At 69.4% G+C, this 12,897-nt stretch carries 13 protein-coding genes; 10 read left to right on the top strand and 3 right to left on the bottom strand.

The genetic code is table 11. The features are described from left to right. Positions 1-219: 219 nt before the first annotated feature. Positions 220-876, bottom strand: a complete 657-nt coding sequence (locus tag QRD43_RS20205) for a response regulator (RefSeq protein WP_285984308.1) — start codon at positions 874-876, stop codon at positions 220-222. After that, positions 873-1,571 (bottom strand): sensor histidine kinase, encoded by a 699-nt coding sequence (locus tag QRD43_RS20200; RefSeq protein ID WP_285984307.1) that lies wholly within the window; start codon positions 1,569-1,571, stop codon positions 873-875. Before QRD43_RS20200 ends, QRD43_RS20205 begins: the two co-directional genes overlap by 4 nt. 276 nt (positions 1,572-1,847) lie before the next feature. On the opposite strand from QRD43_RS20200, the gene QRD43_RS20195 reads away from it, so the two are divergent. From QRD43_RS20195 to QRD43_RS20155, 9 genes are all read left to right on the top strand, one after another. Next, positions 1,848-2,396 carry an META domain-containing protein gene (locus QRD43_RS20195; protein ID WP_285984306.1) on the top strand — a complete coding sequence of 183 codons (549 nt, stop codon included), beginning with the start codon at positions 1,848-1,850 and terminating at the stop codon, positions 2,394-2,396. Positions 2,397-2,497: 101 nt separating this feature from the next. Next, on the top strand, positions 2,498-2,974 hold the full coding sequence (locus QRD43_RS20190; RefSeq protein ID WP_285984305.1) for a hypothetical protein: 477 nt from the start codon (positions 2,498-2,500) through the stop codon (positions 2,972-2,974). Positions 2,975-3,080: 106 nt separating this feature from the next. Then, a complete protein-coding gene (locus QRD43_RS20185) occupies positions 3,081-3,623 on the top strand; it encodes a YbaK/EbsC family protein (RefSeq protein WP_285984304.1) in 543 nt (180 codons plus the stop codon). Continuing rightward, a complete protein-coding gene (locus QRD43_RS20180; RefSeq protein ID WP_285984303.1) occupies positions 3,620-3,859 on the top strand; it encodes a DUF1289 domain-containing protein in 240 nt (79 codons plus the stop codon). The genes QRD43_RS20185 and QRD43_RS20180 overlap by 4 nt, the downstream gene beginning before the upstream one ends. Before the next feature lie 39 nt (positions 3,860-3,898). Then, the gene (locus tag QRD43_RS20175) at positions 3,899-4,546 is read left to right on the top strand and encodes a 2-hydroxychromene-2-carboxylate isomerase (protein ID WP_285984302.1); all 648 of its coding nucleotides are present in this window, start codon (positions 3,899-3,901) and stop codon (positions 4,544-4,546) included. A gap of 250 nt (positions 4,547-4,796) precedes the next feature. Continuing rightward, positions 4,797-6,479 (top strand): MFS transporter, encoded by a 1,683-nt coding sequence (locus QRD43_RS20170; protein ID WP_285984301.1) that lies wholly within the window; start codon positions 4,797-4,799, stop codon positions 6,477-6,479. A 227-nt stretch (positions 6,480-6,706) separates the two neighbouring features. Continuing rightward, complete coding sequence (locus QRD43_RS20165) at positions 6,707-7,750, top strand: LacI family DNA-binding transcriptional regulator (RefSeq protein WP_285984300.1); 1,044 nt, start codon at positions 6,707-6,709, stop codon at positions 7,748-7,750. Positions 7,751-8,511: 761 nt separating this feature from the next. Next, a complete protein-coding gene (locus tag QRD43_RS20160; protein ID WP_285984299.1) occupies positions 8,512-9,609 on the top strand; it encodes a hypothetical protein in 1,098 nt (365 codons plus the stop codon). A gap of 63 nt (positions 9,610-9,672) precedes the next feature. Beyond that, positions 9,673-9,993 (top strand): hypothetical protein, encoded by a 321-nt coding sequence (locus QRD43_RS20155; protein ID WP_285984298.1) that lies wholly within the window; start codon positions 9,673-9,675, stop codon positions 9,991-9,993. 38 nt (positions 9,994-10,031) lie between these two features. Here the strand turns inward: QRD43_RS20155 and QRD43_RS20150 are convergent, their stop codons facing one another. Continuing rightward, positions 10,032-10,217, bottom strand: a complete 186-nt coding sequence (locus tag QRD43_RS20150) for a hypothetical protein (protein ID WP_285984297.1) — start codon at positions 10,215-10,217, stop codon at positions 10,032-10,034. A 377-nt stretch (positions 10,218-10,594) separates the two neighbouring features. Between QRD43_RS20150 and QRD43_RS20145 the strand changes: the two genes are divergently transcribed. Further along, positions 10,595-12,895: a TonB-dependent receptor gene (locus tag QRD43_RS20145; RefSeq protein WP_285984296.1), complete on the top strand. Its 2,301-nt coding sequence runs from the start codon at positions 10,595-10,597 to the stop codon at positions 12,893-12,895. The last annotated feature ends 2 nt before the right edge of the window (positions 12,896-12,897 follow it).

Raw genomic sequence — 12,897 nt, 5'->3', positions numbered from 1 at the left:
CAAGACTAGGTCCCGCCCGGCGCGGCCGCCATCGGCACGGCGCGGAAATCATCTAGGTCAAATGCTGAGGGCCCTCGGCCCGGAGCGGAGAACGGCCCCACGACGCGGCGCGCTGCGTGAACGACATCGCCCCCGGCGGCGACGGGGCCGGCGGGGGCGATGCAAGCTTCCGCGAACTCTGTGGGGGTCAGGTCTTGCCTGATCGGGGCGGGGCGCGGATCAGTGGCGGCTGCGGTGGACGTCCAGACTGCTGATGCCCTCGCGCAGGGCGAAGCGCGTCAGCTCCGCGATGCCGTGGATCTGCAGCTTGGCGAAGACGTTCTCGCGGTGCGTCGCGACCGTCTTGGCGCTCAGGTGGAGCTGGTCGGCGATCTCCTGGGCGCTGTAGCCCTCGGAGAGCAGCTGCACCATCTGCCGCTCGCGCGGCGTCAGGCGATGGCTGTCACGCGGGGGCGTGAGCTGCGGCTGCAGCAGGGCGCCCATCAGCTCGCCGCTGACGAAGACCTGGCCCATCATGACGTTGCGCACGCCGCGTGCCAGCTCCTCGTAGGAGTTGTGCTTGAGCAGGTAGCCGCGCGCGCCGGCATCGAGCACCTGGCGCACCTGCGCGGCGTCGGCCTGCACGGACAGCGCGATGCAGCGCGGCCCCCAGTCCTCCTTGCGCATGTGCTGGATGGCCTCGATGCCGTTGAGACCGGGCATGCACAGGTCCACCAGGGCGACGTCGGGCGCGAGCTCGCGGCAGTGTCGCATCAGCTCCATGCCGTCCCGCGCCTCGGCGAGCACGCAGATGTCGGCCTCCCGTTCGAGCAGGGCGACCAGGCCCTCGCGGACCAGCTTGTGGTCATCGGCGATCACCAGGCGGATGGACTTCATGCGGCACTCCTGGGAGCGGGCCAGAGGATGGCGGCGTGGACGCGGTCGCTCTGGCGTTGCCAGAACAGCTGGGCGTCGATGGTGGACAGCTGCTCGCGCACGAGGCTCAGGCCGCGGCCGCCTGCGAGGCGTCGTTCGGGGGTGTCGGCAGGGAGGGCCCCTGGCGGCGCCGCATTGGTCACGCTGATGCGCAGCTGGCGGTGGCCGCCCACCAGTCGAAGCCGCGCCGACGAGGGGCGGCCATGCTGGCAGGCGTTGATCAGCAGGCCGCGGCTGGCGGCGAGCAGGGTCTGCACCGTGCCGGGCGGCAGCTGCTCCGTGTGCCCCAGGGCGCTGAAGCCCAGCTGCTGCTGGTGCTGGTCCGCGAGGTCCTGCACGCTGAGGTGCAGTCCCGCGGCCAGGTCGGCGAAGCCGGCCGTGGAGAGGGGCGATGCCGGGCTGCGCACCTGCTCGATCAGCCGGCGGCAGGACTGCAGGGCGTCCAGCACGCGCAGCTCGGCCTTGCGCAGGGGGTCGGTGTCGGGCTGCTCGCGGCGGGCCTGGGCCAGGTGGACCAGGCCGAGGGAGAGGAGCTGGCAGAGTTCGTCGTGCAGGATGCGGGCCAGTTGCAGAGGCTGGGCGGCAGGGGATTTGAGGGCGGCAGCGCCCGGGGGAGTCGTTGTGCTGGCGGCGGGACCCTGGCGAGGGCTGTTCATGGGCGGAACCTCATTGCCTGGACGTTTCGAGAGGAGGGCCTGCGGCGCTTCTCGCGCGGCATCACCCTGCAGACGAGGACCGGTGACCGGGCAACACGGGGACCAGGCATGTCGTTTGCCGCAGCAGATTAGGTGGTCGTTTCAAAGAGGGTCAAGCTGTAAGAACTCGCAAGGTAGGGGGTTCCCGGCATCACTTTGGTGGCTGGCCTGCGCAGCCACCAGATCGCACCTGCGACTGCGCCGCGCGCGATGCCGAAGGGCCGCTAACATGCGCTGATGCGCCTGCCCACCCCTGCTTCCGTTCGCTGCCATCGCCGGTCGATCCGCGTCTTCGGCGCGTGGCCCGCGCGGGGCCTGATCGCCGCGGGCCTGATGGCCACGGCCCTGGCCGGCACGGCCGCGGAGCGTCCGGCCGCCGAGTCCGCATCAGCCCCGCGCGAGGCGGCCTCGGTGCCGGCCGGCGCGCAGCAGGCGGCGCAGCAGGGGCTCTTCGGTGTGCGCTGGCGGGTGCAGGAGCTGCTGGGTGCGCCGCTCGGGCCGGCCGCGGGCGGGCAGCGGGCGCCGCATCTGATCCTGGATCCGTCGCACATGCGCCTCAGCGGCAGCGGCGGCTGCAACCGGCTGATGGGCAGCTTCGCGGTCGACGGCGCCCGGCTGACCTTCAAGCGCGTGGTCACGACGATGATGGCCTGCCCCCAGGGGATGTCGCAGGAGCGCCGGCTGATCGAAACGCTGGGCGACGTCCAGCGCTGGCACCTGGAGGACCGCACCCTCCTGCTGATGAACTGGCAGCAGCAGGTGCTGGTCAAGCTGGTCCAGGCGTGAGCCCGGGTCCTGTTGGCGTCTTGCAAGGCATGTAAGCGCTTGTCAGCCGCTGTCCTCCGAGCGGTCTCCTCGGGCGTTGGGTCCCTACACTGGAGGCACCTATGCAGATCGCCCGTCTTTGCGCCCTTGCGCTTCTCCCTGTCACGCTGATGCTGGCGCCGTCGGCGCGTGCCGCTGACGTCGGCATCTCCCTGAGCGTCGTCCAGCCCGGTGTCTACGGCCGCATCGACATCGGCCCGCAGTACCGCCCCGATGTGGTCTACGCCGAGCCCGTGTGGATCGAGCGTCCGCGCCGGGTGTACCGTGCGACCGCGCCCATCTATCTCTACGCACCGCCGCACCATGTGCGGGACTGGGGCCGCTACTGCGGCAGCTACCGCGCCTGCGGCCAGCCGGTGCTGTTCATCGAGGACCGCTGGGTGCGGGACTGGCATGAGCATCGCGGCTGGGAGCGCCACCACGGCCACGGGCACGGGCACGGCCATGACCGGGACCGCGGCTGGGACCGCGACGATCGCGGCCGCGGCTGGGACCGCGACGGCGACCGCTACGCCCCGCGTCGGGACCGTCGCGACTGAGGCTCACCCGCTGCCGGGCGGCGGGGCGCGTTCGCGACATCGCCATGGCGCCCCCCTTCATCACCCGGCGGGCGCGGCGGTTCCCGGCTGCTGAGACAATGCAGCCATGAGTGATCTTCCGACTCCCCTGGCGGCCGACGCGCCGGCCGCCCCCTCGCATGAAGGTTTCGAGCGCGTGCGCGACGCGCTGCAGCGCCTGTCGCATGCGCATCCCCCCCGCTGGCTGGACGTCGCCGCCCGCACCGCCCAGGAAGCGGCGGACGCCCTGGGCGTGAGCCTCGGCCAGATCGCCAAGAGCGTGGTGTTCCGCCGCCGGGCCGACGACCGGGCCGTGCTCGTGATCGCCGCGGGCGACCGCCGGGTCGACGAGAAGAAGCTGCAGGCGCACACCGGCCCCCTGGGTCGCGCTGACGCCGATTTCGTCAAGTCCCGCACCGGCTTTTCCATTGGCGGCGTGTCTCCGCTGGGCTTTGCGCCCACGGAAGGTCAGCCGCTGCCTTCGCTGTTCATCGATGCCTCGCTGATGCGCTTCGACCGCATCTGGGCCGCCGCCGGCCACCCGAACGGCGTCTTCCCGATGACGCCGCAGGAGCTGCAGGCCCTCACCGGCGCACCGGTGATCGAGGTGGTGCAGGAGGTGTCGGCATGAGCACGCTGCCCCTGACCCCGCCGCCGCCGCCCCGCGTGGCTTCGCCGTGCACCAACGTCTGCCGCATCCACCAGCCGACGGGCTGGTGCGAGGGCTGCGCCCGCACGGTGCCGGAGATCACCGTCTGGTCCAAGGCCGACGATGCCACGCGCCTGGAGATCCTGGCCCGCCTGCCCGAGCGCCGCCTGGCGCTGGTGGAGCAGGGCATCTTCACGGCTGCCGAACCGAGCGTCTGACCCGCCCGGCCCGGCACGATCACGCCCGAGGAGTCCGGCATGCGTCACCTGCGCTTCTACTTCGACCCCATCTCGCCCTATGCGGCCCTGGCCTTCGCGCGCCTGCCCGAGGCGCTCGCCGGTCTGGGGGTGACTGTGGACTATGTGCCGGTGCTGTTCGCCGGCTTCCTCAAGGCACACGGGCACAAGGGTCCCGCCGAGATCCCGGCCAAGCGCGACTGGACCTACCGCCAGGTGCTGTGGGAGGCGCACCGCCTGGGTCTGCCGCTGCAGCTGCCGCGGCACCATCCCTTCAACCCGCTGCCGCTGCTGCGCCTGTGCTGGGCGACGGCGCCCGAGGGGATGACGCCCTCGCGCTGGGCGGTGGAGCAGGTGTTCCGTCATGTCTGGGAAGGCGGCGGGGATCCGCTGGACCCGCAGCGCCTGCAGGCCCTGCAGACGCACCTGGCGCCCGCGCTCGACCCGACCGCCGAGGTCGTCAAGCAGCGCTTGCGCCAGGCCACCGACGACGCGGTCGCGGCCGGGCTCTTCGGGGTGCCGACGGTAGTGGTGGACGGGCAGCTCTTCTGGGGGCTGGACGGCCTCGCGCTGCTGGCGGCCTATCTGCGGGGGGACCCGTGGTTCCAGGGGCCGGACTGGGCGGACGCCGCCCGCCTGCCCATCGGCCAGGCGCGTCCCGGCAGCTGAGCGCCGCAACGCGTCGGCGCGCGGCCGGGCAAGACCTGACCCTCGTTCCCCGGAGCGCCTGACGCGCTCCCCGGGCTTTCCCGAGCGTCCGTCGCCAATTTCTCCATGTGAAATTTCTCCTCCGGGTTCCAACGGGTTTCGTCAGCGAACGTTCAGGCTCGCGTCAGATCGAGGTCAGAGGAAGGGATCACAGTCGCCCCAAGGCTCACCGGGGTGGTGAACCTCAGACGAAAGATCCAGGAGACAAAACATGGCGACTGCTTCCGCAGTGTCGACCAGCACGCCGATGACGGCTGAAGAGAAGAAGGTCATCTTCGCCTCTTCACTCGGCACGGTGTTCGAGTGGTACGACTTCTACCTCTACGGTTCGCTGGCAGCCATCATTGCCAAGCAGTTCTTCTCGGGCCTGGACCCGTCCGCGGCCTTCATCGCCTCGCTGCTGGCCTTCGCCGCCGGCTTCATCGTGCGCCCCTTCGGCGCCCTGGTGTTCGGGCGACTGGGCGACATGATCGGCCGCAAGTACACCTTCCTGGTCACCATCCTGATCATGGGCCTGTCGACCTTCATCGTCGGCGTGCTGCCCAGCTATGCGCACATCGGCGCAGCCGCACCGGTCATCCTGATCGGCCTGCGGATGCTGCAGGGGCTGGCGCTCGGCGGTGAGTACGGTGGCGCCGCCACCTACGTGGCCGAGCACGCGCCGCAGGGCCGCCGCGGTGCCTACACCTCCTGGATCCAGACCACCGCGACGCTGGGCCTGTTCCTGTCGCTGATGGTGATCCTGGGCACCCGTACCGCCATCGGCGAGACCGCCTTCGCCGAGTGGGGCTGGCGCGTGCCGTTCATCGTGTCGATCCTGCTGCTGGCCATCAGCGTGTGGATCCGACTGTCGATGAATGAATCGCCTGCCTTCCAGAAGATGAAGGCCGAGGGCAAGACGTCCAAGGCCCCGCTGTCCGAGTCCTTCGGCCAGTGGAAGAACCTGAAGATCGTGCTGCTGGCGCTGTTCGGCCTCGTGGCCGGCCAGGGCGTGGTGTGGTACTCGGGCCAGTTCTACGCGCTGTTCTTCCTGACCAGCGTGCTGAAGGTGGACTCGGCCACGGCCAACATCCTGGTCGCCGTGTCGCTGATCATCGGCACCCCGTTCTTCGTGGTGTTCGGCACGCTGTCCGACAAGATCGGCCGCAAGCCCATCATCATGGCGGGCCTGCTGCTGGCCATCGTGACCTACTTCCCGCTGTTCAAGGCGCTGACGGAAGCCGCCAACCCGGATCTCGCCAAGGCCCAGGCCACGGCCCAGATCACGCTGACCGTCGACCCGGCCACCTGCTCCTTCCAGGGCAGCCCGGTGGCGCGTGAAGTGGACTTCACCAGCTCCTGCGACATCGCCAAGCGCGCCCTGGCCCAGTCGGCCGCCAGCTACGAGACCATTCCCGGTCCCGCCGGCACGGTCGCCCAGGTCAAGATCGGCGAGACGGTCGTGAACTCGCTAAACGCCACCAAGGCGACCGAGCACAAGTTCGACGAGGCCAGCACCAAGGGCATCGCCGCCTTCAAGAAGGAACTGGCTGACGCCCTGAAGTCCGCCGGCTACCCCGCCAAGGCCGATCCGGCCAAGGTGAACAAGCCGCTGGTCGTCGCCATCCTGACCGTGCTGGTGATCTACGTCACCATGGTCTACGGCCCGATCGCCGCCATGCTGGTGGAAATGTTCCCGACCCGCATCCGCTACACCTCGATGAGCCTGCCGTACCACATCGGCAACGGCTGGTTCGGCGGTCTGCTGCCTTCGATCACCTTCGCGATGGTGGCGCAGAACGGCAACATCTATCACGGCCTCTGGTACCCGATCGGCGTGGCCGCCATGAGCTTCGTGATCGGCATGCTGTTCGTGCGCGAGACCAAGGACGTGGACATCTACGCCCGCGACTGACCTGCATGACCCGAGGGGACTCCCCTCGATCCGCAAAGGCGGCCCCCGGGCCGCCTTTTTTCATACCTGCGCGCGGAGGCGGCGGCGGGAGAGGGGGGAGGTCGCAAGCTTGATATTGGTCAAGACTTCACGAATGGACCACTCTTCTGGATGCCGAAGCCGGCTGCGAGGCCCGTGACTGGGGGGAGTTGCGGGCTGGCGCGCCCGGGCGCAGTATGCTTGCGCCCATGAGTGAAGAGAAGCAAATCCCGCGCGCGGAACAGCGCCGCCTGCAGATGGCCGACATTGCGCGCCTCGCGGGTGTGTCCGTGTCCACCGTGTCCCGTGCGCTGAACGGCAGCACGCTGGTGAATGCCGAGACGCGGCAGCGCGTGGCCGACCTGGCCCGCTCGCTGAACTACTCGATCAACCTCAGCGCCCAGAACCTGCGCCTGCAGAAGAACCGGACCATTGCCGTGGTCGTGCCCTATGACGCGGGCTCCCGGCAGCACATTTCCGACCCGTTTTTCCTGTCCATCGTGGGTGCGATCGCCGACGCACTGACGGACCGCGGCTACGACATGCTGCTCCAGCGCGTGGACGCCGAGCACCTGGATCAGGCCTCGCATGCCGTCGATTCCGGCAAGGCCGCGGGGCTGCTGATCATCGGCCAGTGGCGCCACCACGACCAGCTCAACGAGCTCGCGGCCCGCAAGCTGCCGGTGGTGGTCTGGGGCGCGCAGCTGCCGCAGCAGCTCTACTGCAGCGTCGGCGGCGACAACGTGCTGGGCGGGCGCCTGGCCACGGAGCACATGCTGTCGCTGGGGCGCCGTCGCATCGCCTTCCTCGGAGATGCTGACCTGCCCGAGGTCATGCACCGCCGGGAAGGCTACTGGCAGGCCCTGCGGGCCGCCGGCCTGCAGCCCGAGCCCGCGCTCGAGCTGCCCGCGCCGTTCGAGGTCAGCATGGCCCGCGAGCAGATGCAGGACTTCTTCGCGACCCACCCGGAGGTCGACGCCGTGGTCGCCTGCAGCGACCTGCTGGCCCTGCAGTCCCTGCAGGTGCTGCGTGCGCAGGGGCGCCGCGTGCCCGACGAGGTGGCCGTCATCGGCTATGACGACATGGCCCTCGCGGCCTACAGCGACCCGCCGCTGTCCAGCGTTCACCAGCCCGTCTCCAAGGCCGGCGCCGAGCTGGTCGAGGCCCTGCTGAAGATGCTGGAAGGCGAGCGTCTGGCGCCCATCATGCTGCCGGTGCACCTGAGCCTGCGCGCGAGCGCGCCGGCACGCTGAGCGACCGAGGGGCCGCGCAGCGGTCCCTGCCGGGCCTGCCGGGAGGCAGGGGCGTTCGCTCGACGGGGGCGTGAGCGGGGGGGCAGACCCGCAGACTTGAGGAGATTCCGCATGCTTGCCGTTGACCGGAGTGGGCGATAGGAATGACCTCACAAGTACGCGTCTAGAGGGCGGCGCAACGCACGGTGGCACCTGATGCCAGGCGTCGTCGGCCCGTCGATCTTCCGGTGCGCCGCACCTCCGATCATCCCCATCAGGGAGCAGCCGATGTCTTGCCGTCCTTGGCGCGCCACCATGCGCCGGTCCACCGGGTCGTTCGAGAAGGCGCTGGCCGCTCCCGGAGGATCCTCCAGCCTCGCCCTGTCACTGGCGGCACTAGGGCTCTTGTGCAGGCCCTCGGCCGCGGTGGCCGCCTGCACGGTCCCCGGCCTTTGGTCCGATGCCTACGGCGGAAATGCCAACATGGCGCCCCCGCTTGCGGGCACCATGAAGCTTCCCTACTGCGCCGCCACGCACCACCTGACGGTCACGCTGGTGGGCACAAGCGGTTTCAGGATGGTTGCTCGCGATGGCGGTGACGGCGCCGACTGCCAGGGCTTCGCCGAATCCCTCACTTCCGCCACGGACTGCAGGCCGGCCGCAGGCAGCTGTGTCCACGTCGACGGCGGGCCGGGCTGCATGCGCGGGCTGCGCCAAGCCGCAGGGAGGGGCGGCGCTTGCCAGACACCGCAAGGCAGTACCTGTCCAGGGAGTGCATTGAAATGAATCGACTGCTTTCCTTGATGGCCGTGGCGCTTGTCGCCGGAGCCAGCCTCTGTGCCGGAACATTGGCGGCGTCGCCCCTGTCGGGCCTGAGGATCGCCGCAGTGCGCGGCGGCCAGGTCTGCGTGAGCCTCGACGGCGGCGCCCTGCATTGCTTCGGCATGGCCTCGTCCCGGGCCCGGCTGCCAGCCTGGTCGCGTGACGGCAGCCGGATCGCCTACATCGACGATGCGGACCCGGGCTCGGCCCTGGCCTGGCTGGTGGTGATCGACCCGCAGGGCCGGGTGCTGACCCGCCTGCCCGTCAAGCCTCTTGCTGCCGGCGAGGTGCGCAGTGGCCTGCGTTTCGTCGAGTCTCTGGAATGGCTGGGCAGCGACCGCGTGGTCGCCAGCGGGAGCCTGAATCCCTCGAGCACGGAGAGCCTGGTGTTTGATCTGGGCCGCAACGCGGTGGTCGCCGAATACGTGGATGACGGCCGTGGGGCCTCCTTCTCGCCGGATGGCAGGCACGTGCTCCTCGTCGAAGGGGCCCCGCACTTCACGAGCGGGGACACGCGCGCGCCGGTGCTGAGCCTGAATGGTCACGCCGTGCTGGCCGGCCTGCCCGTCGACCTGTCGGCGATCGGCCCGGTTCGCTGGTCCGCGGACGGAACGCGTTTCGCCTTGACGGCACGGGACGCCTCCGGGCGTCACCGCCTGGTCCTTGGGCACGCGCAGACGAAGGCCGCCCGCTGGGTCGACCTTCCGCCTGCACCGTCTGACGCGGCCCCGGCGCCTGAGCTGTTCTGGTCGGGTCATGACTTGCATGTGCAGCGCCTGGTGCCGGGCGAAACGCAGGGGGCGGCCTCGGAGGCGAAGGGGAGCGCACCCGGCGCCCGCCCGCTGCGCATGGGCGACCATGTCCTGAACACGGATCAGCGCGAGAGCCGCTGGAAGCGCGTGGCCGAACCGGCCGTCAATCCCGTCCACGCCGCCGCGACATGGCGAGCGACCACCCTGGGGCATTCCTTGCCTGCCGGGGTTCTTGATGCCGACGTGTGGTGCAAGTCTTGCGCGCTGGACCTGGTGGCACGACGGCGCGGCGACGCCGCTGACTGAGGCCCCCACGGGCTGCGCCGAAGCTTTCGCGCCTGTCCGATTCATTGTCATGAGGGCTGCCGCATGAATCTGTCATCTCTTCTTCGCGTGCTCGTGCTCGGCGCGTCTTGTCTCGTGGCCCAGCCTGCCACCGCCGTGCCCATCACCTACCGCCTTTCCGGCGTTGGCAGCGGCCACCTCGGAAGCCAGGCCTTCACTGATGCGGCTTTTGTCTTCACCGGGGTCGGCGACACCGACGCCATCGCGCCCATCGGCGGCGGGGTGTGGGTGAATCCGCTGCTGTCGCTGCAGGTGCGAGTGAGCGGGCATGGCGCAGCGCAGGGAGCTCCACGCGGTCGATTTCTTTGTCAACAAGACGTCTGGCGGCCTGGGCTTTCTGGATGAGCTCGTCGGGGACATCATCGATGTGCTGGGGCCAGGCATCAGTGATGTCGACGGCCGGCGAGTTCCTGCTGGCGCAGGGGGGGGGGCTCACTGGTGTTCACGGCCCAGTTGGCGCCAGCCACGGTGCCGGCGCCGGCCTCGTCCTGGCTGGCGGTCAGCGCCTTGCTGACCCTGGCCTGGGTCCGGCGGCGCGCACGCCAGTCCACCGCCGCGGCTCCGTACATTGCTCCTGGCCCGCAGGTCTTGTAAGGGCGAGGCGCGTACGCTGGTGCTGCAGGGGCAGGTTGGCATGGCATGGCGTGGCGGCCTCTGGTTGCTGGTGATCCGTTCGCAGCATCGGCAGTCGCTCGACCTATCGAGTGCAATGGATTGCAGCTGTGATGCGAATGTGTTGGCTTGAGAGCCTGTTTGCTTCATTGAAATGGCAAAATTGTTCTCGTTTGTCCTTAGATGCAATCGATTGCAAAACAAGGCGCATCACTCCACAATAGTGCCAGCGGTTCCCCATTGGTGCTTGACGCCTCCATATGGCGCAGGCGGGTGAACCGTCGCATGATCAGCGGCGCCACAGCCGCAGCCCCCCGGGCACTCAGGAGACAAGATGCAGCACCGTTCACTTTCGCGCGCCAGCGGCTGGCGCCATGCTTCGCAGGCGGGGTTCCGCCTCCAGATCCTTTGCGCGGCCCTCGCCGCCCTCGGCGCCGGAGCCCAGGCGCAGGAGGCCGTCCCGGCCCCCGCTGCCAGCGATGGCCTCAAGCTGGACCAGGTCGTGCTGACCGGCACCTCCACCCAGGTCTCCAAGATGAAGCAGAGCCTGTCCGTGTCCAGTGTGGATGCGGAACAGATGGGCAAGATCGGCGCGACCAACGCGGCGGAATTGCTGCGCGCGGTGCCGGGCCTGCGCTCGGAATCCTCCGGCGGCGAAGGCAACGCCAACATCACCGTGCGCGGCGTGCCGCTGTCGGCCGGCGGCTCGCGCTACGTGCAGATGCAGGAGGACGGCCTGCCGGTGCTGCTCTTCGGCGACATCTCCTTCGGCACCGCGGACCAGTTCGTGCGGGCCGACTACAACGTCGAGCGCCTGGAGGTGGTGCGCGGCGGCTCGGCCTCCACGCTGGCGAGCAACTCGCCCGGCGGCCTGATCAACTTCATCAGCAAGACCGGCAAGGAGTCGGGCGGCAGCCTCGGGCTCAGCGCCGGTCTGGGCAACCGCCTGTGGCGCGTGGATGCCGACTACGGCGGCAGCCTCGGCCGCGGCACCAGCTTCCACGTGGGCGGCTACCAGCGGGTGGGCGAGGGCGGCCGGCCGACGGGCATGAACGTCGAGAGCGGCGGCCAGATCAAGGCCAGCATCACCCAGCAGTTCGACCAGGGCTTCATCCGCCTGAGCCTCAAGGCGCTGGACGACAAGACCCCGTCCTTCATGCCCGTGCCGGTGAAGGTCAGCGGCGGCCAGATCCAGGAGATCCCCGGCATCGATCCGCGCAAGGCCTTCTTCATCACCCCGAGCCTCGCCCGCGACACCACCTTCAACAAGGACGGCGGTCTCACCACCAGCAGCACCCGCGACGGCCTGCACGTGAAGAGCAACGCCATCGGTCTGGAAGCCGGCCTGGACCTCGGGGCCGGCCTGCGCCTGGACGAGAAGTTCCGCAAGAGCAGCAACAGCGGCCGCTTCATGGCGCTGTTCCCCGCCGACAACGGCAATGGCACCGGCAACAGCGGCACCGCCGGCAGCTTCACGGGCACGCTGTTCAACACCTCGCTGGACGACATGGGCAACACGTTCAACGACGTGAAGCTCACGAAGACGATCCAGTCCGGCGCCGGCAAGTTCAATGTGGTCGGCGGCCTGTTCTATGGCTCGCAGACCGTGGCCCAGACCTGGTTCTGGAACCAGTACCGGCTGAGCATGGACGGCAACAACGCCCAGGTGCTGGACGCCAACGGCAAGCCGTCGACCGCGCCCATCGCCGAGGGCTGGACGACCTGGGGGGGCTGCTGCACGCGCACCTACCACGTCGAGTACACCCAGACCTCGCCCTACGCCGCGCTGACCTGGGAGCAGGGGCCGGTGAACCTGGACTTCAGCCTGCGCCGCGACGAGCAGAAGGCCAGCGGCTACACGCTGTCGGGTGACAACGCCAACAAGCGCTGGGACGCCGCCAGCCAGAAGACCATCAACTACAAGGTCGCCCACACCAGCTACTCCCTGGGCGGCAACTACGCGCTGGACAAGGACACCTCGCTGTTCGCACGCGCCAGCAACGGCGTCTCCTTCAGCGCCGACCGCCTGCTGTATGGCAATCCGCTGGACGGCTCCGTGCCCGTCGCGCTCAACGAGATCGACCAGCAGGAAGCCGGCGTGAAGTGGCGCGGGGCCGGTCTGAGCCTGTTCGCCACCCTCTTCAACGCCCGCACGAGCGAGAGCAACTACGAGGTCACCACCCAGAAGTTCACCGCCAACAAGTACAAGGCCAACGGCCTGGAGCTGGAGGCGGCCTACACGATGGGCGAGCTGCGCCTGAGCGGGGGCGCCACGTTCACGCATGCCACGATCTCGGCGTCCAATGACGCCAGCACCGTGGGCAAGACGCCGCGCCGCCAGGCCCGCCTGGTGTGGCAGCTGAGCCCGAGCTACGTGATGGGCCCGCTGGAGTTCGGCGCCTCGCTCGTGGGCTCCGGCAAGTCCTATGGCGATGACCAGAACACCATCACCATGCGCGGCTACACGGTCGTCAACGGCTTCCTGAGCTACCAGATCAACCCGAAGACCACCGTGTCCCTGCAGGCCAACAACCTGTTCAATGCGCTGGCCTACACGGAGATCGAGGGCGACGGCCACGCCGCCCGTGCGCTGAACGGCCGCAGCCTGCGCGCGACGCTGAAGTTCGACTTCTGATC

The sequence above is a fragment of the Roseateles subflavus genome (assembly GCF_030285365.1).
GTDB classification, from domain to species: domain Bacteria; phylum Pseudomonadota; class Gammaproteobacteria; order Burkholderiales; family Burkholderiaceae_C; genus Roseateles_B; species Roseateles_B subflavus.
This window is presented reverse-complemented; position numbering and strand designations above follow the sequence as displayed.